Annotated in this window: 22 protein-coding genes and 1 tRNA gene; 9 read left to right on the top strand and 14 right to left on the bottom strand. The window is 71.0% G+C overall.

What is annotated here, in order from left to right; genetic code table 11:
- Positions 1-7: 7 nt before the first annotated feature.
- Positions 8-2,752, bottom strand: a complete 2,745-nt coding sequence (gene aceE, locus BIU98_RS11440) for a pyruvate dehydrogenase (acetyl-transferring), homodimeric type (protein ID WP_071275961.1) — start codon at positions 2,750-2,752, stop codon at positions 8-10.
- 235 nt (positions 2,753-2,987) lie between these two features.
- Between aceE and BIU98_RS11435 the strand changes: the two genes are divergently transcribed.
- Together BIU98_RS11435 and BIU98_RS11430 are read left to right on the top strand one after the other, a co-directional pair.
- A complete protein-coding gene (locus tag BIU98_RS11435; protein ID WP_071275959.1) occupies positions 2,988-3,476 on the top strand; it encodes a peroxiredoxin in 489 nt (162 codons plus the stop codon).
- Between the two features lie 65 nt (positions 3,477-3,541).
- Entirely contained in the window at positions 3,542-4,576 is a 1,035-nt protein-coding gene (locus BIU98_RS11430) for an alpha/beta fold hydrolase (RefSeq protein ID WP_071275957.1), read from the top strand.
- On the opposite strand, the gene BIU98_RS11425 is transcribed toward BIU98_RS11430, so the two are convergent.
- From BIU98_RS11425 to BIU98_RS11400, 6 genes are all read right to left on the bottom strand, one after another.
- The gene (locus BIU98_RS11425; protein ID WP_139200679.1) at positions 4,512-5,063 is read right to left on the bottom strand and encodes a hypothetical protein; all 552 of its coding nucleotides are present in this window, start codon (positions 5,061-5,063) and stop codon (positions 4,512-4,514) included. The genes BIU98_RS11430 and BIU98_RS11425 overlap by 65 nt on opposite strands.
- Positions 5,064-5,085: 22 nt before the next feature.
- Positions 5,086-6,672, bottom strand: coding sequence for an alpha/beta fold hydrolase (locus tag BIU98_RS11420; RefSeq protein WP_139200678.1), 1,587 nt, complete (start codon positions 6,670-6,672; stop codon positions 5,086-5,088).
- Positions 6,669-7,613 (bottom strand): amino acid--[acyl-carrier-protein] ligase, encoded by a 945-nt coding sequence (locus tag BIU98_RS11415; protein ID WP_071275951.1) that lies wholly within the window; start codon positions 7,611-7,613, stop codon positions 6,669-6,671. The genes BIU98_RS11420 and BIU98_RS11415 overlap by 4 nt, the downstream gene beginning before the upstream one ends.
- Positions 7,610-8,803 carry an acyl-CoA dehydrogenase family protein gene (locus BIU98_RS11410; protein ID WP_071275948.1) on the bottom strand — a complete coding sequence of 398 codons (1,194 nt, stop codon included), beginning with the start codon at positions 8,801-8,803 and terminating at the stop codon, positions 7,610-7,612. The genes BIU98_RS11415 and BIU98_RS11410 overlap by 4 nt, the downstream gene beginning before the upstream one ends.
- The gene (locus BIU98_RS11405; protein WP_071275946.1) at positions 8,800-9,093 is read right to left on the bottom strand and encodes an acyl carrier protein; all 294 of its coding nucleotides are present in this window, start codon (positions 9,091-9,093) and stop codon (positions 8,800-8,802) included. The genes BIU98_RS11410 and BIU98_RS11405 overlap by 4 nt, the downstream gene beginning before the upstream one ends.
- A 114-nt stretch (positions 9,094-9,207) precedes the next feature.
- On the bottom strand, positions 9,208-9,585 hold the full coding sequence (locus BIU98_RS11400; protein ID WP_071275944.1) for a holo-ACP synthase: 378 nt from the start codon (positions 9,583-9,585) through the stop codon (positions 9,208-9,210).
- Positions 9,586-9,699: 114 nt separating this feature from the next.
- Between BIU98_RS11400 and BIU98_RS11395 the strand changes: the two genes are divergently transcribed.
- Both BIU98_RS11395 and BIU98_RS11390 read left to right on the top strand, forming a co-directional pair.
- Positions 9,700-10,737, top strand: a complete 1,038-nt coding sequence (locus BIU98_RS11395) for a hypothetical protein (RefSeq protein ID WP_071275942.1) — start codon at positions 9,700-9,702, stop codon at positions 10,735-10,737.
- Complete coding sequence (locus BIU98_RS11390) at positions 10,734-12,317, top strand: CoF synthetase (RefSeq protein WP_254787869.1); 1,584 nt, start codon at positions 10,734-10,736, stop codon at positions 12,315-12,317. Before BIU98_RS11395 ends, BIU98_RS11390 begins: the two co-directional genes overlap by 4 nt.
- 14 nt (positions 12,318-12,331) lie before the next feature.
- On the opposite strand, the gene BIU98_RS11385 is transcribed toward BIU98_RS11390, so the two are convergent.
- The 3 genes from BIU98_RS11385 to BIU98_RS11375 all read right to left on the bottom strand — a co-directional run bounded on the left by BIU98_RS11385 (position 12,332) and on the right by BIU98_RS11375 (position 13,812).
- Positions 12,332-13,222, bottom strand: coding sequence for a hypothetical protein (locus BIU98_RS11385; RefSeq protein ID WP_139200677.1), 891 nt, complete (start codon positions 13,220-13,222; stop codon positions 12,332-12,334).
- Positions 13,223-13,292: 70 nt separating this feature from the next.
- The gene (locus BIU98_RS11380) at positions 13,293-13,496 is read right to left on the bottom strand and encodes a hypothetical protein (RefSeq protein WP_139200676.1); all 204 of its coding nucleotides are present in this window, start codon (positions 13,494-13,496) and stop codon (positions 13,293-13,295) included.
- Between the two features lie 22 nt (positions 13,497-13,518).
- Positions 13,519-13,812: a hypothetical protein gene (locus BIU98_RS11375; RefSeq protein ID WP_071275936.1), complete on the bottom strand. Its 294-nt coding sequence runs from the start codon at positions 13,810-13,812 to the stop codon at positions 13,519-13,521.
- 205 nt (positions 13,813-14,017) lie between these two features.
- Here BIU98_RS11375 and BIU98_RS11370 point away from each other — a divergent pair.
- A tRNA-Val gene (locus BIU98_RS11370) sits at positions 14,018-14,093 on the top strand.
- A 514-nt stretch (positions 14,094-14,607) separates the two neighbouring features.
- Here the strand turns inward: BIU98_RS11370 and BIU98_RS11365 are convergent.
- Complete coding sequence (locus BIU98_RS11365; RefSeq protein WP_071275934.1) at positions 14,608-15,108, bottom strand: VanZ family protein; 501 nt, start codon at positions 15,106-15,108, stop codon at positions 14,608-14,610.
- Positions 15,105-15,830, bottom strand: a complete 726-nt coding sequence (locus tag BIU98_RS11360) for a TetR/AcrR family transcriptional regulator (protein WP_071275932.1) — start codon at positions 15,828-15,830, stop codon at positions 15,105-15,107. Before BIU98_RS11360 ends, BIU98_RS11365 begins: the two co-directional genes overlap by 4 nt.
- Positions 15,831-15,926: 96 nt before the next feature.
- Between BIU98_RS11360 and BIU98_RS11355 the strand changes: the two genes are divergently transcribed.
- The 4 genes from BIU98_RS11355 (at position 15,927) to BIU98_RS11340 (ending at position 18,176) form a co-directional block, all read left to right on the top strand.
- On the top strand, positions 15,927-16,667 hold the full coding sequence (locus BIU98_RS11355; protein WP_254787867.1) for an SDR family oxidoreductase: 741 nt from the start codon (positions 15,927-15,929) through the stop codon (positions 16,665-16,667).
- Positions 16,667-17,569, top strand: coding sequence for an SDR family oxidoreductase (locus tag BIU98_RS11350; RefSeq protein ID WP_071275927.1), 903 nt, complete (start codon positions 16,667-16,669; stop codon positions 17,567-17,569). The genes BIU98_RS11355 and BIU98_RS11350 overlap by 1 nt, the downstream gene beginning before the upstream one ends.
- A gap of 39 nt (positions 17,570-17,608) precedes the next feature.
- Positions 17,609-17,815 carry a tautomerase family protein gene (locus BIU98_RS11345; RefSeq protein ID WP_071275925.1) on the top strand — a complete coding sequence of 69 codons (207 nt, stop codon included), beginning with the start codon at positions 17,609-17,611 and terminating at the stop codon, positions 17,813-17,815.
- A gap of 142 nt (positions 17,816-17,957) precedes the next feature.
- A complete protein-coding gene (locus tag BIU98_RS11340; protein ID WP_071275923.1) occupies positions 17,958-18,176 on the top strand; it encodes a hypothetical protein in 219 nt (72 codons plus the stop codon).
- A gap of 86 nt (positions 18,177-18,262) precedes the next feature.
- On the opposite strand, the gene BIU98_RS11335 is transcribed toward BIU98_RS11340, so the two are convergent.
- Complete coding sequence (locus BIU98_RS11335) at positions 18,263-19,180, bottom strand: SDR family oxidoreductase (protein ID WP_071275921.1); 918 nt, start codon at positions 19,178-19,180, stop codon at positions 18,263-18,265.
- Positions 19,181-19,262: 82 nt separating this feature from the next.
- Positions 19,263-20,105: a helix-turn-helix transcriptional regulator gene (locus BIU98_RS11330; protein WP_071275919.1), complete on the bottom strand. Its 843-nt coding sequence runs from the start codon at positions 20,103-20,105 to the stop codon at positions 19,263-19,265.
- Between the last annotated feature and the right edge of the window lie 30 nt (positions 20,106-20,135).

Here is a 20,135-nt window from a genome sequence, read left to right as displayed (position 1 = left end):
CGGGTGATCAGCTCTCGCCGCCGGCGCTGCCCGTGGTGCCGGCGGTCACGTCGTGCAGGCGGTACTTGTCGATGGCCTGCTGGACGAGTGCCGCGTCGACCTTGCCCTGGCGGGCGAGCTGCTGCAGCGTCCGCACGACGACCGAGGGGCCGTCGATGTGGAAGAAGCGGCGGGCGGCCGGGCGCGTGTCGGAGAACCCGAACCCGTCGGCGCCGAGCGTTGCGTAGTCCGTCGGCACGAACGGGCGGATCTGCTCCTGCACGAGGTGCATGAAGTCGCTGACGGCGACGACGGGGCCCTCGGTGCCGAGCAGGCGCTCGGTGACGTACGGCGTGCGGGGCTGCTCGTTCGGGTTGAGGAACGCGTGCTGCTCCGCCGCGACACCGTCGCGGTACAGCTCGCCCCAGCTCGTGACGCTCCAGACGTCGGCGGAGACGCCCCAGTCCTCGGCGAGGAGCTGCTGGGCCTCGAGGATCCACGGCACGGCGACACCCGACGCGAGGAGCTGCGCCTTCGGGCCGTCGTGCTCGCTGCCCTTGAGCAGGTACATGCCCTTGGTGATGCCCTCGACGTCGACGCCCTCGGGCTCGGCCGGCTGCACGATCGGCTCGTTGTAGACCGTCAGGTAGTACATGACGTTGGGGTCGTCGTGCTTCGGCGAGCCGTCCTCGTTCGTGCCGTACATCCGGTCGAGGCCGGCCTGCACGATGTGCCCGATCTCGTAGCCGTAGGCCGGGTCGTAGGAGACGACCGCGGGGTTCGACGCGGCGAGGAGCGGCGAGTGGCCGTCAGCGTGCTGCAGGCCCTCACCGGTGAGGGTGGTGCGGCCGGCGGTGGCGCCGATCATGAACCCGCGGGTCATCTGGTCCCCGGCGGCCCAGATGGCGTCGCCGGTGCGCTGGAACCCGAACATCGAGTAGAAGACGTAGACCGGGATGAGCGGCTCGCCCTGCGTCGAGTACGAGGTGCCGACGGCCGTGAAGGCCGCGAGGGCGCCGGCCTCGTTGATGCCGACGTGGATGATCTGGCCCTGCGGGCTCTCCTTGTACGCCAGGAGCAGCTCGCGGTCGACCGACGTGTAGTGCTGGCCGTTCGGGTTGTAGATCTTCGCCGTCGGGAAGTAGGCGTCCATGCCGAAGGTGCGGGCCTCGTCCGGGATGATCGGCACCACGCGGTTGCCGAAGTCCGGGGAGCGGAGCAGGTCCTTGAGCAGTCGGGCGAACGCCATCGTGGTGGCGATCTCCTGCTTGCCGGAGCCCTTCTTGACGACCTGGTACTTGGCGTCGTCCGGCAGGGTGATGGACGTGTACTTCGTCCGGCGCTCCGGGACGTACCCGCCGAGCGCGGCGCGGCGCTCGTGCATGTACTGGATCGCCTCGTCGTCGTTGCCCGGGTGGTAGTACGGCGGTGTGTAGGGGTTCTCCTCGAGCTGCGCGTCGGAGATCGGGATGCGCATCTCGTCGCGGAACTGCTTGAGGTTGTCGAGCGTCAGCTTCTTCATCTGGTGGGTCGCGTTGCGGCCCTCGAAGCTCGGGCCGAGGCCGTAGCCCTTGACCGTCTTCGCCAGGATGACGGTCGGCTGGCCCTTGTGCTCCGCCGCGGCCTTGAACGCCGCGTACACCTTGCGGTAGTCGTGGCCACCGCGCTTGAGGTTCCAGATCTGGTCGTCGGTGTAGTCCTTGACCAGCTCGAGCGCCTTCGGGTCGCGCCCGAAGAAGTTCTCGCGGACGTAGGCACCGTTCTCGGCCTTGTACGTCTGGTAGTCGCCGTCCGGCGTCTGGTTCATCAGGTTGAGCAGTGCGCCCTCGGTGTCGCGGGCGAGCAGGTCGTCCCACTCGCGGCCCCAGACGACCTTGATGACGTTCCAGCCCGCGCCGCGGAAGAAGGCCTCGAGCTCCTGGATGATCTTGCCGTTGCCGCGGACCGGTCCGTCGAGGCGCTGCAGGTTGCAGTTGATGACGAAGTTGAGGTTGTCGAGGCCGTCGTTGGCCGCGACCTGCAGCTGGCCGCGGGACTCGACCTCGTCCATCTCGCCGTCACCGAGGAACGCCCAGACCTGCTGGTCGGAGGCGTCCTTGATGCCGCGGTTGGTCAGGTACTTGGCCTGCTGGGCCTGGTAGATCGCGTTGATCGGGCCGATGCCCATCGACACGGTCGGGAACTGCCAGAAGTGCGGCATCAGGCGTGGGTGCGGGTACGACGACAGTCCGCCGCCGGCGTGGGACTTCTCCTGGCGGAAGCCGTCGAGCTGGTCCTCGCCGAGGCGGCCCTCGAGGTACGCGCGGGCGTACATGCCGGGGGAGGCGTGGCCCTGGAAGAAGACCTGGTCGCCACCGGAGGCGTGGTCCTGCGCGCGGAAGAAGTGGTTGTAGCCGACCTCGTACATGGCGGCGCTCGACGCGTACGTCGAGATGTGCCCACCGACCGCGACTCCGGGGCGCTGTGCGCGGTGCACCGTGACGGCCGCGTTCCAGCGGATCCACCGGCGGTACCGGCGCTCGAGTTCCTCGTCGCCCGGGAACTCGGGCTCGTCCTCCGGCGCGATGGTGTTCACGTAGTCGGTCGTCGGGACCATCGGCACACCGAGGTGCAGCTCGTTCGAGCGCTTCAGCAGGCTCTGCATGATCTCGCGCGCCCGCTGGTGCCCCTGGGCCGCGACCAGACCGTCGAGGGACTCACGCCACTCGGCGGTCTCCTCCGGGTCCTGGTCGGTTCCTGCGGTGCTGCGCGGGTCCTGGTCGTTCACCGTCACCGTTGACCTCGTTCGTTCTCGTGGTGGGGACATGGTCGGCCCACCGATCGATCGGGTCGCGACCGGCGGCGGGAGCCTCGACCACTCTAGGCCCCACGTCGGACAGACAGCCTGGGTGGACAGGTCCTTGCATTCACGTGTCGTCGGCGTACGATTGCCGATCGTGCCCACGCAGACCCTGCGTGAGCGTGGATCGACGGGCACACCCGCAGCCCGAGGAAGAAGCACACGCCTGATGGCACTGGAGATCGGCTCACTCGCGCCGGACTTCGAGCTCCCGAACCAGTTCGGTGAGCACGTCCGACTCAGCGACCACCGCGGATCCCGCCCGGTCGCACTCGTCTTCTTCCCGCTGGCGTTCTCGTCGACCTGCACGAGCGAGCTCTGCGAACTCCGCGACAACATCGCGATGTTCCAGGACAACCGCATCGAGCTCATCGGCATCTCGGTCGACTCGAAGGCCACGCTCCGGTCGTTCGCCGACCAGAACGGCTACGACTTCGAGCTCCTCGCCGACTTCTGGCCGCACGGCGCCGTGTCGAAGGAGTACGGCGTGTTCCTCGAGCACAAGGGCTTCGCGAACCGCGCCACGTTCGTCATCGACGTCCAGGGCCGGATCCGCGCCTCGATCATCTCGGAGCCCGGCATCGCCCGGGACGTCACCGAGTACCGCTCCGCGCTCGACCGCCTCGCGGCCTGCACCACCCCCGTCGCGGCCGCCTAGGCAACCGCAGACGCGTCGGCTCCGAATCCTCCACGGGGGCGCAGACGCGCCGGACTGGAGGCACGGTGGACCGCATCGACACGGGTGACGCACCCGAGATGGTCGCGCCGCCCGCCTACGCACCGTTCCCGGTGACGTCGGACCCGACACCGTGGTCGCTCACCCGGATGGTCGTGCCGACCGCCGTCGGCGACGTCGTCGTGCACGTGCGGCTCGGTGACCGGCCCCTCCTGCTGCTCCACGGCGTCGCGGGCTCCTGGACGACGTGGACACCGCTGCTCCGCGCGGCCGACGGCTTCGACGGGCGCGGGCTCGTGCTCGTCGACCTGCCCGGCTGGGGGTCCTCGCCGGCGCCGGCCGTGCCGCTCTCCACGGACGACGCCGTGCGCGTGCTCGGAGAGGTGCTCGACGCCCTCGACATGGACGCCGTCGACGTGGTCGGGCACTCGATGGGCGCCTTCGTGGCGATGCACTGCGCCGTGACCATGCCGGAGCGTGTCCGCTCGGTGGTGCTCGTGTCCGGCACCACCTTCGCCACGGCCCACGCCGCTCGGCACCCGCTCTTCGGGCTCGTGACGCTGCCGGCGTTCACCCTGCTCCGCGCCGGCCTCGCCGTGACCAGGGGCGCCGCGGTCCCGCTGCTCCGCACACTGGCGGCGGTCGGGCTGCTCCGGCTGCTCGCAGCGCCGGTCTTCACGCACGTCGGACGGCTCGACCGCAGTGTCCTCGACGCGTTCGTCGAGGAGCTCCGCCCCGAGGGCTTCCTGGCGGCCGCCCGCTCCGGTGCCGCCTACGACACGGACCGGTGGCGCGGCATCACGGTCCCCGTCACGGCCGTCGCCGGACAGGACGACGTGTTCGCCCGGGTGACGGACCTGGCGCGCCTGGTCGGGGTCCTGCCGCGGGTCCGGACCGTGCTGCTCGAGGACTGCGGGCACTTCGCGCACGTCGAGCACCCGGAGGCGGTCGCCGACGCGCTGCTCGCCGCGGACGCGTGCGCTGCCGACGACCGTGGCGCCGGTGGCACCGTCGTCCTCAGTCGTACTGCGGTGGCCAGTCGAACGCAGCCGGTCGTCGGGGCACCTCGCCGATCGTCGTGACCACGAGGTCGACCTGCTCCAGGTCGCGCAACGGGATCGAGCGCGGGTTGCCGTAGGACCGGTGGCCGTCGACCCACACGGTCAGGTCCCCGTGCAGCCCGCCGACGTGCGCCGGACCGAGGGAGACGCCCCACTCGTCGAAGAACTGCCCGAGGGTGAACGTCCGCCGTTCGGGCGACTCGACGTGCACGATGCCCGACGTGTCGTGCGTGTGGACCTCGGCGGCGAAACGCTGGGCGGCCGAGTGCCCGATGTCGCCCGGGATGACCACTGGCTCGTCACCGTCGGTGATCGTCACGTGCGTGTGGACGTGCTCCGCGAGCCGCTCACCCCAGACGTCGCGCAGGCCGGCGTCCTGCGCCCGCGCCGCGAGGTCGGTCGGCCGGGGCCACGGCGGGGCGCCCTGCGGTGCGCCCTGCGGTGCGGCGCACCCGGCGACGAGCACCACGACGGCCAGCCCCACCGCTGTCGCCGTCACTCGTCGCACGGGTCCTGCCTACACCTCGTGCTCAGGCGTGGACGGGGAAGGCCGCACGGACACGGGCGCGCACCTCGTCGATGACGACCGCCCGCATCGCCGGGGCGAACAGCGCGTGGTCGCCGTCGACCACGTGCACGAGCTCCACCCCGCCGCCACGACCGCCGACCGGGAACCGTCGCAGGGCGCGCTGGCCACCGAGGCGGTCGAACAGCTCCGCGTCGCCGTCCGCCACGATGACCACGACGTCGGTGCCCTGCGCCACGAGCGGCTTCACGTGGTCGAGGACCCCACCGGGTCGGTCGCGTCGCGCGATGCGGTCACGGAGCCACTTCGGCACCACGACGTTGTACCGCTCACGGATCCACTGCCGACGCGGGGACGGGGAGTCGACCGCGCGCACGGCGTCGCTGTAGGCGCCGGGGAGCGCGGGTCGGCGGCGGTAGTCGTTCGGGCTGATCTCCACGACGAGGCGCGGGGCGTCCTCGTGGGCGCGTCCGGCGATCCAGGCGCCGGCGCACATCCCCACCACGACGAGCTGCTCCGTGGGGGCCGCGAGCGCCGTGACGATCGCCGACTGGTCGTCGAGCCACTCCTGCGCGAACAGGTAGTCGCGTTCGTCGGCGCGGACGACGGAGCTCTCGCCGGTGCCGCGCCGGTCGACCCGGACGACGCGGGCGCCGTCGCGGGCGAGCTTCCTGGCGAGCGTGACCTGGTAGTCCGCGGAGCCGACGTGGTGCTCGGCGGCACCGTTGTGCAGCACGACCACGGGGGCGTCGGGGGCCTGCCGTGACGTCACGCTCTCGATCGCGAACAGCCGTTCCGGACCGAGCAGGACGACCCGCTCGGAGACGCGGTGGTCGACGTCGACCAGGCGCTCGAGTGCGGGCACGGTGACGGGGACCGTCGTCGTCGGGGCCCAGGTGTCGACCCAGGAGACGACTGCGTCCACGGCGTCGCCGGGGATGCGGGCGTGGACGCTGGTGCGGTCGAGGAGCTCGGCGCTCCCGGGGGCCTCGGCCGTGGCCACGTCCCCGAGCGCCTTCGGCACGCGACCGCCGGGGCGGACGAGCGCGAGCGTGGCGCCCGTGCGCGGGGTGAAGCGCAGCGCGGACAGGGCTGCGGCCTCGTCCTCGGCGAGGTCCATCCCGATGATGCTCTCGACGCCGTCCAGGACCCGCTCGCCCTCGACCGTGATGCTCGCGAGGGCGCGCTGCCGGCGGAGCCAGGCGCGACCGGAGTCCGGTGCGTCCCACACCACCAGCCCGTCGTCCTCGGTCGCGGCGGCGGCCGCGACGACGGCCGCGGACGCCAGTCCGACGAAGGTGATCCGCTGGACGCCCGTCGTCCGGAGCAGGGCGGCCGCGCGGACGGCGGACCGCACCTGCGCGTCGGGGTCGGTGTCGGGGGCGGAGTCGCCACGTCCGGACGGGTCGTAGCGCACCGAGGCCACGCCACGAGCCTCCAGGCGGTCTGCCAGCAGGCGGAGCGTGCGGTACGCGATCACGCCCTCCTGCCCGAGCGGCGGGCAGATGACGACGCCGGCGCGGGCCGACGGCGGTGACTGCACGGCGGCGCGGAGGGCCGGGGAGCCCGCCCACCCGTGGTGGGTCGTCACAGCGCCAGGGCGCGACGGACGCCGACCGGCCACGAGCCGGGGTCGGTGCCGTGCGCGGCGAAGAGGGCGATGGTGACGCGCTCGAGACCGTAGGCGACGCAGGCGCTGTGGGCGACCTCGCCGTCCGCGGTGCTGATCGCGAACGAGGCGCCGAAGTGGTCCTCGTGCAGGTTCGCCGAGCCGATGGCGGTGGGGTCCCCGGCGTCGCCGTAGACCGGCGTCACGAACTCGTACTTCAGCGAGGCCTCGACCTGGTTGCGGGCGAGGATCCGGCCGACGCGACCGAAGAAGGGGTCGTTGGCCGACACCACGTCGATCTCGAGACCGAGGCCCTCGAGCATCGACCGCATCGCCGGCACCCGGCCGTCGCGGTGGGCCTTCGCCGACTCGGGCGTGCCCACGTGGACGAACTCGTGCATGTGGAAGGCCTGCAGGCGCATCGGGTCGAGCGAGGGCTCGCGGCGGAAGGAGTCGCCGAGGACGTCGAACCAGAGGCCCTGCTGGGGGATCGTGCCCGAGAGCAGCCCGTAGAGCGGGTGGCAGACGGCCGGGGTGAGCATCAGGTCGGCGGGCTCGAGGAAGGACTCCCAGCGCTCGCCCCGCTCACGGGCTGCGAGCAGCTCGCGGTGCGCTCGGTCGTCGCCGGTGAAGGCGGAGATCGACGCGGCGAGGTCCGGGAAGGACGCGATGTAGTCGGTGCGCTCGAAGGCGGCCAGGGGCTCCACCGGCGGGAACCGGACGACGGAGGACTCGAGGTCGGCCATCGAGCGGACCCCTGCGGCGTCGACCGCGGCGTACACGTGCTCGAAGACCCCGGTGCGGCCGTAGAGCCCGGGGGAGCCGAGGTCGATGAGCACGCGGTCCTCGAGGAGCCGGGCGCGCAGCGCTGCGCGGGCCCGGTCGAGGGTGGTGGGTTCGGTGGTGGGTTCGGTGAGGGTCACAGGATCGCTCCGGTCATGAGTGCCAGTCCGGCGTTGTTGTGGAGGAGACGGTCGTTGCTCACCATGACGGCGGCACCGTGGGCGTCTCGGAGGTGTCGGGAGATGCTCATCGGCCCCGTCGCGGCGTACCCGGCGATGCCGACGATCCGCAGCGCGGCGGTCACGATGTCGACGACCCGCTCGGAGGCGCCGACCTTGAGCGCGTTGGCGGCGAGGGCGGACGCGCTCGACTCGAGCGTCGCGGGGTCGTCGGCCACGGCGTCGAACCGCTCGGCCGCGTGCCGGACGGCGTCGGCCAGCAGCTGCAGGTCGACGAGCAGCTCGGCCAGCCGGAGCGCCCCGGGCGGGGTCGTCCCGACGCTGGCGCGCGCCTGCTTGCGCACGGCGGTACGGGCACGCTCGGCGGCGGAGGCGGCGATGCCGACCCACACCGACGCCCAGAGGACGTGCGAGACGGGCAGCACGGTCTGCGCGGAGATCGTCGCGTAGTCGTCGCGGAACACCGCGTCCGCGGTGGTGTCCGCGTCGAGGACCCACCCGTTGCTGCAGGTGCCGCGCAGGCCCATCGTGTCCCAGGTGGACGTCTGCGACAGCACGGTCGACGCGGTCCGGCAGACCAGCAGGCGCTGGTCCGACGCGGGGGCGTCGAGGTCGCGGCGGGCGGTGACGAACACGGCGTCGGCCTCGGTGGCGTAGGAGATCACCGGCGCGTCCTTGCGCAGGCGGATCCGGCCGTCCTCGGAGGGCTCGATCGCACAGGTCGACCGGCGGGCGTCGCCGCCCACGCCCTTCTCGGTCGTCGACGACGCCACGAGTGCACCGTCGCGGACGGCCTCGATCATCGCGAGCACGCCGGCACCGTCGCCGCCGTGCCGCCAGAGGGCCATGACCTGTCCCTGGTGCATCGCGAACACCATGCCGGTGGCGGCGCACGCGCGACCGAGCTCGGTCGCGATGACGGAGAGCTCGGTGACGGTGGCGCCCTCGCCACCGTGCTCGAGCGGGACCGCAGCGGCGAGCAGGCCGTACTCCCGCATCACGGCGATCGCCTCGCGCGGCGGTCGGGCGTCACGGTCGACCTCGTCGGCGAACTGCGCGGCGACCGCGGCCACGGCGGCGGTGCGCTCGGCGAAGCGGTCCGACGGCGTCCCGAGGACCCGGACCGGGGCTTCCGGCTGGACCGTCGTCACTGGGCCGTCGCCAGGGCCGCCGCGGCGACGATCGACTCGACCGAGGCGAAGGTCGCACGGTTCAGGACGCTGTCCGGGAACTCGGCGTCGAGGTCGTTCTCGACCGCGAGCATCACGTTCACCGTGGCGTGCGACGTCAGGCCGAGCGCGTACAGGTCGGCGATCGGGGCGACGTCCATCGCGTCGACGGTCAGGTGGCCGTGGTCGGCGAGTGCGCGTCGGACGGCCTGTTCGGCCGTCGGGTCAGCGAGCGCGACGGGCGTCGCTGCGGTGTTCGGGTCCTGGTGCATGCCAGCAACGCTAACGAGGGGAGCAGCCCGGAAAGCCGCCGTGCGGCTGCGGGAAACCGCACCGTCGTCCGGCCTGCTGTGCGCTCGTACAGGAACGGTCGTCCTGCCCCGCCGTCAGCGCTCCGACAGGGCCACGGCGGTCGCCAGCGCCAGCCCCCGTTCGTGGGACAGGGACACGTCGACGACCGTGATCCCGGCCGCTGCGGCGAGCGCAGCGGCCGTTCCGGACAGCTCCACCCGGGGTGCGCCGTGCTCGTCCGAGACGATGGCGACGTCGTGCAGCGGGACGGCGTCGGTGCGGGTCGGGCGGAGCAGCTTCACGACGGCCTCCTTGCCGGCGAACCGCGCGGCGAGCCGCTCCGGGTCGTCCCCGGTGTCGGCGCGTTCGCGGACCGTGAAGACCCGCGCGAGGTACCGCTCGCCGTGCGCCTGGATGCCGTCGAGGACGTCCTGCACGGCGGCGAGGTCGCAGCCGGTGCGGATGGCGGTCATGGTCGGAGCATACGGGCGTGCTGCCGGCGCCGACCGGCGGGTGCATGCCAGCGGCGGCATGGGCGTCGTGGCGGGTCCGTAGGATCTGGACACGAGACCACCGAGGGGGAACCGATGGCATCACCGTGGACCGACATCATCGAGGACGCGCGACACTACCCGTCGCCGCACAACTCGCAACCGATCGTGGTGGGCGTCGAGGACGACCGCACCGCGACCGTGTCCTACGACCTGCGGCGGGGGCTGCCGGCGGAGTCGTTCGGGATCCCGTTCGGGCACGTCTGCGCCGGGGTGTTCCTGGCCGGGCTGGCGGTGGTCGCCCGCGCGCACGGGTTCACCGTGACCGAGACGCTGGACCACACCCCGATGGACTTCGAGCGGCTGACGCGCGACCCCGACGACCACCTGCACCGGCTGGGCAGCGTCGCGCTCGTCCCACACGTGGTCACGGACGACGACCGGGAGGCCCTGGCCGGCTTCCTCGCGCGGCGCTCGTCGCGCAGGCCCTACGACCACACCCTGGTCGGTCGGGAGGCGGTGGCTGCGGCCGAGGAGATCGCGGCGGCGTCCGGTCACCGGTTCCGGAGCACGGACGACCGGTCCGTCGTCGACGAGATCGTGCGCGTGAACCAGGAGACGCTGTTCGACGACCTGCGGAACGACGCCGTGCACGACGAGATCCTGCACTGGCTGCGGTTCTCGAAGCGGCAGGCCGCGGCGACGGGGGACGGGCTCTCCGCGGAGACGATGCTCATGCCCGGGCCGGTGCTGCGGGTGGCGATGGAGCACCGCGGGCTGTGGGACGTGCCCGTCCTCGGAGCGGTGTTCCGCCGGGTGTACCTGGCGACGATGCGCGGTGTCCGGCAGCTCGGGTGGCTCGAGGGGCCGTTCGAGACCGCGGCGGACCACGTCGAGGCCGGTCGGGTGTTCATGCGGATCTGGCTCGAGCTGAGCCGCCGCGGTGTCGCGCTGCACCCGTTCGGCACGGTGATCACGAACCCCCGTTCGCACGCCGCGTTCGTCGACCGCGCCGGTGTCGATGAGTCCGACGGCCGGATGGCGTGGATGCTGTTCCGGTTCGGTCGCAGTGCCCCGCCGCCCGTGGCGCACCGGCGACCGGCAGCCGCGATGACCGTGGGGAGCGCGTCGTGAAGCGCGCGGCGGTGTTCTCCGTGGTGTGGCTCGTCGAGGTGTTCGTGGCGCTCTTCATGCCGCGGGTGCAGACGCACCGGCTGCTGCTGGCACCCGGCATCGAGCCGCTGCGCTGGACGCTCGGTCGGTGGCGTGCGTGGCGGACGGCGGAGCAGGCGGCCAGGCGGGTGCCCGCGTACCGGGCGTACCTGGCGGAGTCGGGCCGAGCCTCCCGGCTGGACACCAGCGGTGGGATCGCCGGGGCCTTCAGCACCCTGCCCGAGATGGACAAGGACTCCTACGTCAAGCGGTGGAGCATCCCCGAGCGTTGCCTCGACGGACGGCTGCCGCGGCGTGGTGTCGTCGTGGACGAGTCCTCCGGGTCCTCGGGCACCCCGACGAGCTGGGTGCGCGGCCCCGACGAGCGGCAGGCCACGCGGCAGCTGCTGCAGCTCGGGTTCGCGCGGACCTCGGAGGAGCTGCCGAAGCAGCCGTTCGTGCTGAACGCGTTCTCGCTCGGCGCCTGGGCGACCGGGATGAACGTGACGGCGTCGCTGACGGAGTCGACGATGATCAAGTCGATCGGGCCGGACCGCGACAAGGTCGTCCAGACGATGCGCGAGTTCGGCACCGACTTCACCTACGTGATCCTCAGCTACCCGCCGTTCCTCAAGGCGCTGTTCGAGGACGACCGCCTGGACTGGTCCGAGTACACGATCGTGTGCGCGTTCGGCGGCGAGGGCATCAGCGAGAACATGCGGGCGCACATCGAGCAGTACGCGCACACCGTGCTCGGCTCCTACGGGGCGAGCGACCTCGAGATCAACCTCGGCATCGAGACCGGGTTCTCGGTGGCGCTCCGGCGGGCGATCGCCGCCGACCCGGCGCTGTCGAGCGCGCTGACGAAGCAGGGGGAGTACGGCGTGCTCCCGATGGTGTTCCAGTTCAACCCGTTCGGGTACCTCATCGAGACGAACGAGCTCGGCGAACTCGTCGTCACCATCGCCCGGTCGGAGAACATCAGCCCGCGCATCCGCTACAACATCCACGACCGCGGCCACGTCGTCCGGATGCGGGACCTGCGCCCCGTGCTGCGGTCGACCGGGCACGCAGACCTGCTCGAGCTCGCCGAGCTCGACCTGCCCCTGCTGTTCCACTACGGCCGGAGCGACCTGTCCGTGGACTACAACGGCGCGGTGGTCGCGCCCGACGTCGTCCGCGACGTGGTCTACGGCGACCCCGCCCTGCTCGAGGCCGTGGAGAACCACCGGCTGATCAGCCACGAGGACGCCGGTGGCGACCGGCAGCTGCACATCGCGTTCCAGCTGGCGGCCGGCGCTGCGTCGGTCGAGGGCTTCGACGCCGCTGCCGCCCGCGGGGCCGTCGTCGCCGAGCTCCGTGCGCTCAACCGGGACTTCTCCAACGCCGTCCGGACCGCGCCGGGGGGGACGCTGCCCACCGTGGCGTTCTACCCGTACCGGACGGGGCCGTTCCGCGACGACGGTCGGAAGCTCAAGAACGAGTACGTGTGGCAGCTCGGGGCCTCGGCGGTGGAGGACTGGGACCTCGACGTGTCGTGGACGGCGCCGCGGGAGGTGTGAGGGGGCTGACGCGGTCAGCGCGGGCTGCTGATGGCGTAGACGGTCGGGCCGAGCCGTGCCCACGGCGCGTGCTGGCGCAGCCAGAACGACCCGGCACCGACCGTGAACGTGTACGGACCGGGTGCACGGTCGTACGCGCGCGCGGTGCGCTCCTGGTTCTCGTCGTCGATGCCGCGGGAGAAGGTGAGGCGGCCGCAGTCGGAGGAGTCGATGCCGACCGCCGGGTGCGATGACCCGATGCCCTTCGCGGACCGGTTCGAGACGGTGATCGCCTCGGCCGCGGTGATGGTGCAGGTCACCTGCTCCTGGTGCGCGTCGTCGTACGCGACGAGGACGAACAGACCGGGGCAGATGGCGATGATCGTGACGAAGAACGCGACGATCACCAGCATCGAGACGGTGTCGGCGACCGGCTTGCGCTTCGTCCGGCGCGTGAGCTTCTCGGAGAACGCCCGGTGCTCCGCCCAGGGCTCGCCCCCGTTGCGGTCGAGCCAGTCCTCCAACGCGTCGTGGTGGCGGTGGAACCGGTTCGTCTGGAACCCCGGGCGCCCGCGGGCGGTCCACGCGCTGACGACGTCGTTGCCCGTGCCGGACGCACGGAACCGGGCGAGCTCGCCGGGGTGGATCGTCCGGGTGCGGCCGAGGGCCACGGTGGCCTCGAGCCGGTCCGGGAACACCCGCACCCGGGTGCGGATGGTGCTCACCGCCAGCAGCAGCCCCAGCAGGCCGACGACGAGCAGGAGCCCACTGGAGCAGACGTGCGTGAACCACGCACCACCGAAGACGTCCTCGGAGCACGCCAGCCACACGCCGGCGGCCACCAGCCCGGACGACAGCAGCATCCACGCCAGCGGCGTCACCCTGTTCCCGCGGACCGTCACCGGTCGCGCATGTTCCCCCGACACACGTCGACCGTACCGAAGGGTGCGGCCTCCGTGCTCGAGGACGCGGGCCTCGACGTGGGCCGGGGCGTCGTCACTGGTCGTGCGGCGGGTTGTGCGACTGGCGTCGGCGTCGGCGGCAGACCAGGAAGGTGCCGGTGCCGAGCACGAGCAGCAGCACTGCGACGGCGGTGGCGAGCTGGAGGCCTGCTGCGCCCGTGAACGCGAGGGCGGACCTCGCTCCGGTCGTCGTCGACGGACCGGGCTTCGTCGAGGGCGGTCCGTCCGGCGAGACCACGGCGTCCGACGGGAACGTGGCCCTACCCGGGTCGGTCGTGTCGGGCGTCTCGGGGGTGCCGGGGTCCACCGCCAGCAGGAGCGGTGACGGTGAAGCGCTCGTTCGTGCTGCTGCCGTCGTTGGAGTTCACGGACATGCGGTAGGTGATCGTGTCCATCGTGCGGACGATGCCGTTGGCGGTGCCGGTGTGACCGCCTGGCGCGTCCTTCGGTGTGAACGGAACGATGCCGTCCTTCATGGCGTCGATGGCCACGCCGATGGTGCTCCGTGTGCTGGTGGCCGTGGCCGCCGTCGAGGTCGGTACGAGGGTGGTCATCGCGACGCCGACGAGCGTCAGCGTCGAGAGGGACGTACGAAGAGTCGACCCATGGTGGATGTGGAGTCCTTGCGTTCAGGGCCGCCATCCCGGAGCGCTGGCGCCGTCCGCATCACACGAGGAACGCAACACAGAAGTGTCGAGTTCCAGTGATCGTCGACATGCCGTCGTGGTGGTGTGCCGGCGGGCCGTAGAATTCCGTCGAGGGCCTTTAGCTCAGCTGGTAGAGCGCCACGTTTACACCGTGGATGTCGTCGGTTCGATCCCGGCAGGGCCCACCAAGAGAAGGCCAGATCAGACGCTAAGAGCGTGTGGTCTGGAAGCGGTGGTTGCGGGTTGCGATCACGGCGCTGCCGGCGAACTGGCGGTGGCCGATCCGACGCTCTCCGCGGAGCACCAGATACGGCGAGCCCGATGCTCGACCTGGGTGCCGGCACCGCACTCTGGGCGGGGCGCACAAGTTGCGCCAGCGAGGAGGGACCGTCCGCCGACCTCTCGTCCGAGACGCCGGCAATGACTGGTTTCGCGCGGCTGCCATCTGGGCGCGCTGGCGTCCGCATGCCCTCCCCTCAGCGCGACGAGCAGCGGACCACCTATGTGAGACAGCGACTACTCGAAGCCGGGGGTCGGGGCAGGATCGCGGAACGGTCCGGAGCGGGACCGGCTTACGAGACGCGTCGGGACGACCGTTTCGCGCCCCTCCCCGCGGGGCGGCGAGCACGCGCACATCGCGCCCTCACCAGCAGCGACCGCGCAGGGTGTCGAGCTCTTCGTCCTCCGCGTTCCGCCCGTCGGTCACCCGGCGACGGCGGTGGTCGTCCGACGTCGTTCGATCCTGCAAACGACGAGAGCGACGACGGCACCCAGGAGCGCTCCCACTGTGTTCATGAACCAGTCGTTCGTGTCGCACCGACGACCGAGTGCCGGCGCGAGGGCCTGTACGACCTCGATGGCGACGGAGAGCGCCACCGCGCCGGCAAGGATCGTGAGCGGTCGGTTCGTCGCGGTTCCGAGGAAGAGCACGAGCGGCAGCAGGAGTGCGACGTTGGCGAGCGTCTCGAGGCCCTGGAACGGGACGGAGAATTGCACGGTGCAGGTGACGCCGCCCGGCCGCGTGCCGTCGGGGAGCAGAGTGAGCACGAGCACCGCGACGAGCGACACCCCGGACAGGCCCAGCAGGATGCCGCGGAGCCGCAGGCGGTGGAGCAACCAGGCGAGGACGGCGGCGGCGGCGAGTGCCACCCAGAATGCCGCTCGGACCAGGGGTGCGTGTTCGATGAGGAACGTGGAGATCATTCGGAGCCGTCTTGGTCGTGGTGGGCGTGGTGGTCGAGTCGGTCGAGCCACACCCGCATGAGTGCCGACTCCTCCGGGAGCAACGGGCTCGATCTGCCTGCTTCGAGTCGCGCGCGGAGCTGATGACGGGAGGCCGCGTCGACGTCACCGTGTTCCGGGCTGGGCGGCTGCACGAGGACGGCACTGAGGACCGCGTCCCGGAGCGTGTCGGCGACCTCGTCGGAGTCGTCCTGGCGGTTCGCGCTCATCCCATCTAGTGCGAGCCCGACGTTCGCGGCGAGCAGCATCGTTGCCGCGACCTTGACGTCGACACGGAGCATGCCGGCGGCTGCACAGCGGGTCAGCGTCCGCTCGAGGAGCGCGGTCACGCCGTCGCGCGCCGAGCTGCTGGCCCACGGCCGGGGAGCGAACATCAGTCGGTAGAGCGCGGCGTGCTGGCGTGCGAACGCGAGGTGGTCGTCCCAGCCGCGTCGCAGGTCCGCCGACGGGTCGTCGGACACCTCGAGCTCGGCCTTCCTGGCCGCGTACCGCTCGAGACCTACGTCGGCGAGGGCGTCGAGCAGCCCGCGCTTGTCGCCGAAGACGCGGTAGAGCACGGGCTGGGTGACGCCGACTGCTTCGCATACAGCACGGGTGGCGATGTCGCCGTCGGGAGCTGCGACGAGCTGCTCCTCTGCCGCGCGGAGCAGCGCGCTCCGGAGTGCTTCGTCAGATCGGGCCATAGAGCAATGGTAGCGCAGTTGGTATCGATGATCGTATCTGTGCTAGCTTCTGCGTAGCGTCGAAATGCTCGGTGCATATCAGTGAAAGGAAGCATGATGAGCAGCACTCCAGAACGCGTCGCAGTCGTCACGGGGGGCTCACGCGGCATCGGCCGCGCGGTGTCGACCCGGCTGGCGGCCGACGGCTTCACGGTCGTCGTGAACCACGCCAGCGGGACAGCCGCGGCCGCCGCCACCGTCGAGCAGATCCAGGAAGCAGGCGGTCGCGCCGTCGCCGTGCTGGCCGACGTCGCCGACGAGCACGCAGTCGCCGCGATGTTCGATCGGGTCGAGGCCGACCACGGCGGCGTCCACGTCGTCGTGCACTCCGCCGGACGACTCGCACTGTCGACGATCGCCGACCAGGACCTCGACGTCCTCGATGCACTGCACCGGACGAACATCCGCGGGACCTTCGTCGTCGCGCAGCAGGCGGCGCGCAGGCTCCGGGCTGGCGGCACGTTCGTCGGCATGTCAACCTCGGTGGTCGGGACGCAGTTCCCGACTTACGGCGCCTACGTCGCGAGCAAGAGCGCCGTCGAAGGCATGACGCTGATCCTGGCTAAGGAGCTCCGCGGCCGGGACGTCACGGCGAACGTGGTGGCCCCAGGACCGACGGCAACGGAGCTGTTCCTCGACGGCAAGACCCAGGATCAGATCGACACGCTGTCGAAGGTCCCGCCCCTCGAGCGGCTCGGCACGCCGGAGGACATCGCGGCGGTTGTGGCGTTCCTCGCCGGACCCGACGGCCACTGGGTCAACGGCCAGACCATCCGCGCCAACGGCGGGATGGTCTGATGACCGCTCCACGGGTTGTCCTCGTCACGGGTGCGTCCAGCGGCTTCGGTCGGCTGACGGCTGAGGCGCTCGCGCGGGCTGGCAACGTGGTCGTCGCGGGGATGCGCGCGGTCGACCGTCGGAACGCGACGGCTCGCACCGAGCTCGAGGATCTCGCCATTCGCGAGGGCTTGCAGCTCAGCGCCGTCGAGCTCGACGTCCAGTCACAACAGTCCGTCGACGACGCCGTCGACGCGGTCGTCCGTTTGCACGGGCGAATCGACGTCCTCGTGCAGAACGCCGGCCACATGGCTTACGGCCCGGCCGAAGCGTTCACGCCCGAGCAGTTCACGGCCCTCTACGACGTCAACGTCGTCGGCGCACAACGCGTCGCCCGCGCCGTCCTGCCGCACATGCGCGTCAGCCGCTCAGGACTGGTCGTGTGGGTCGGCAGCTCGTCGACCCGCGGCGGACACCCGCCGTTCCTCGCGCCGTACTTCGCGGCGAAGGCCGGCATGGACGCCCTGGCCGAGAGCTACGCAGCGGAGCTCGTCCGCTTCGGCATCGACACCACCGTCGTGGTCCCGGGAGCCTTCACCTCGGGAACGAACCACTTCACGAACGCTGCGGTCCCGACGGACGCCGCCCGAGTCGCTGCACACGACGAGGAGTACGGGGCGCTCCGGCATGACCTCACCGACCGCCTCGCCGCGATCGTCCCGGTGGACGCCGACGTGCAGGACGTCGCCGACGAGATCGTCCGCGTGGTCAGCCTCCCAGAGGGAACCCGCCCCTACCGGACCCACGTCGACCCCTCGCGCGACGGCAGCGAGGTCGTCTCAGCGGTCGCGGACCGCATCCGCGCCGAGTTCTACCACCGCGTCGGCATCGAGGACCTGCTCTCCTCCAACGCCGCACTTTGACCCCCGGACCGCCCGGGAAACCCCACCGAGAGGAACACCATGCCCTTTGCCAACATCAAGGTCCCCGCTGACACCCTGACCGCCGAGTCAAAGAAGAAGCTGCAGGACGCCGTCACTGACGCCATCGTCGACGCCTACGGGGAGCGAGCACGCCCCACCACCCTCGTCATCCTCGACGAGGTCGCCGACGGAGGTTGGATGCTCGGCGGCACCATCCTCAACGAGGCGATGCTCGGCCGCGTCTGAGTCCGCTGACCACACGCAGACGAAGGGACCCGGAAGACCGGGTCCCTTCGTCACCAGTTTGAGAAGACGGCGTGACAATGTCCGGTAGCGATCCGCTACCGGACAGGCGCTGTCGGTACGCTGCCGACATGGTTGTGTCGCGGTGAGCAGGCCCGAGGGTGCGCCGAATCAGGGGTCCTGGCGCAGGACGCGCCGGTGGTTCATCGTCGCGATCATCTTCGGGGTACTCGCGTTGCTCTTTGCGATTCTGGGTTTGGTGGGCACGCCGTCGGTCGGCAACCTGGTGCCAGTCCTCGGCTGGGCCATTTTCGTGGTCGGATTCTCGCTGGCGGTGAGGCTGGAAGACCGTCGGAGACGTTGATGGGTGACTGCCGCCCGGTGAGCCATCGGTATCCGGACGAGATATGCCGTCGGTGTTGCGCCTGCTTGAGGGGTGAGTGGTCAGGCTCAAGTCCCGGTCACCTCGGCGGAGTGGTCCCAGAGAGCCCGTGCCGTTTCCATGTTCGTGAACGGTCGCCACATCGGCTGGAGTGTCGGCGCACCTCCGACCGTGCGTCGGGGGCCGGCGAACGTATCGCCGTGTGAGTCAGGGCCTGTCGCCGCGAGCAGTGCGGGTAGGGCGGCGCTCTCAACTGTGCCGAGTACCCCGACGCGCGACAGGAGCTCGATGACGCCGCGCTCCGCACCGGCACGCTCCCGACCCATGCCGGGTTGCGCGGCGAGGAGGTTCGTCGGAGACACACCAGGGTGCGCGAGGTTGCTGCTGATGCCCCACCCGTCCGCGCGGCTGCGAGCATCGAGTTCGCGTGCGAAGAGGCCGACGGCGATCTTCGACGCGGTGTAGGCCCGCATCACGTCGTACTGGCGTTGGTGGGCAAAATCCGTGAGGTCGAGCGCACACCTCCGCGCAGCGACGCTCGTCTGGTGCGTGACGCGGGCGCGACCTGCTCGCAGGAGCGGAAGGAGCCCGAGCGTGAGGGCGAAGTGCCCGAGGTGGTTCGTCCCAACCTGGAGTTCAAATCCGTCGGCTGTCTCCTGGCGTGCCGGGGGTCGCATCACGCCGGCGTTGTTCACGAGGAGGTGGATCGGCCGTCCCTCGTCGAGGAGTTCGGCCACGAGTGCGGCGATGGAGTCGAGCCGGGACAGATCGAGCGTGGCAACCCGCAGCGACGCTTCTGGCACGACCGCACGGATCTGGGCAGCCACTCGTTCGCCCTTCTCCCTGGAGCGGACCGGCATCACGACCTCCGCACGGGCAGCAGCGAGGCGCCGGGCGATCACAGCACCGAGTCCGTCACTGGCACCGGTAACGACGGCCAGACGTCCGGTCAGGTCCGGGATGTCGAGGTATGGCGTGGCTGGCATGGTGTGTCCTTCCGGGACGGCGAGCGGGAACGGGTCGCTCTCATGCTCGATGGGTCTCGCGAGGACATCCAGGACCCGTCGGTCAGCGGCTCGAAAGATCCTGCGTGCCGATCACCGCGAGCAGCTGCAACCGCTCGTGACTGACGCTCCCCGGCACGGCCGTGTACACGAGCATCCGGTGCGACTGATCCGGGTCAAGGAGTGTCTGGCACGCGAGTTCGAGCGCGCCGACCGCCGGGTGCAAGAACCGCTTTACCTCAGGCAAGCGGACCCCGACTTCGTGCCGGTCCCACACCACACGGAACTGCGGGTTGTCCCACAGTGCGTCGACCATGGCCGCGGCACGGGAGCCTGGTCCCCGCATTGCGACGAGTTCGCGAAGCCCGGCCGCATACACGCGGGACAGCACGAGCTGCTCGTCCTCCGGGTACGGCTCTCGCGAGGAAGGGTCGGTGAACCACCGGTATCCGAGACTCCGCGAGTACCCGGTGCGCTGCACGGCGTCACCGGTCAGCGCCTTCGCGAGTGGCGTCTGTCGAAGGGTCTCCCCGAGCTCCGAGACGATCTCGGCCGGGGTGTCGATGAGCCGGTCCAAAATCCGCAACATGCCGGGCCCGACGTGTTCGCTCGCAGTCCCGCGCACGGGTGGGTGCTGCCCGGCGAGGCGGAACACGTGGTCCCGTTCGTCCATGGAAAGGTGCAGGCCTTGCGCGATCGCGGCGACCATTTGCTCTGACGGCTGCGGCCCGGTGCCGCGCTCGAGGCGGGCGTAGTAGTCGGTCGACATGTTGCACAGCACCGCAACTTCCTCACGCCGAAGTCCCTCGGTGCGACGCCGAGACCCACGTGGCAAGCCGACGTCCTCCGGTTGCAGCGCGTTGCGTCGAAGTCGGAGGAACTCGGCCAGAGCAGGGCGGTCGATCACTTGTCCGTCCTACAGGATCCCCTGAGCGGT

It is taken from the genome of Curtobacterium sp. MMLR14_010, assembly GCF_001865015.1.
Lineage (GTDB): Bacteria > Actinomycetota > Actinomycetes > Actinomycetales > Microbacteriaceae > Curtobacterium.
This window is presented reverse-complemented; position numbering and strand designations above follow the sequence as displayed.

Excerpts from the sequence above, each read along its gene's own strand:
- BIU98_RS11435 (WP_071275959.1), top strand. The coding sequence starts at position 2,988 with ATGGCACTGGAGATCGGCTCACTCGCGCCGGACTTCGAGCTCCCGAAC.
- BIU98_RS11405 (WP_071275946.1), bottom strand. The coding sequence starts at position 9,093 with ATGCACCAGGACCCGAACACCGCAGCGACGCCCGTCGCGCTCGCTGAC.
- BIU98_RS11400 (WP_071275944.1), bottom strand. The coding sequence starts at position 9,585 with ATGACCGCCATCCGCACCGGCTGCGACCTCGCCGCCGTGCAGGACGTC.
- BIU98_RS11395 (WP_071275942.1), top strand. The coding sequence starts at position 9,700 with ATGGCATCACCGTGGACCGACATCATCGAGGACGCGCGACACTACCCG.
- BIU98_RS11375 (WP_071275936.1), bottom strand. The coding sequence starts at position 13,812 with ATGACCACCCTCGTACCGACCTCGACGGCGGCCACGGCCACCAGCACA.
- BIU98_RS11365 (WP_071275934.1), bottom strand. The coding sequence starts at position 15,108 with ATGATCTCCACGTTCCTCATCGAACACGCACCCCTGGTCCGAGCGGCA.
- BIU98_RS11360 (WP_071275932.1), bottom strand. The coding sequence starts at position 15,830 with ATGGCCCGATCTGACGAAGCACTCCGGAGCGCGCTGCTCCGCGCGGCA.
- BIU98_RS11355 (WP_254787867.1), top strand. The coding sequence starts at position 15,927 with ATGAGCAGCACTCCAGAACGCGTCGCAGTCGTCACGGGGGGCTCACGC.
- BIU98_RS11350 (WP_071275927.1), top strand. The coding sequence starts at position 16,667 with ATGACCGCTCCACGGGTTGTCCTCGTCACGGGTGCGTCCAGCGGCTTC.
- BIU98_RS11345 (WP_071275925.1), top strand. The coding sequence starts at position 17,609 with ATGCCCTTTGCCAACATCAAGGTCCCCGCTGACACCCTGACCGCCGAG.
- BIU98_RS11335 (WP_071275921.1), bottom strand. The coding sequence starts at position 19,180 with ATGCCAGCCACGCCATACCTCGACATCCCGGACCTGACCGGACGTCTG.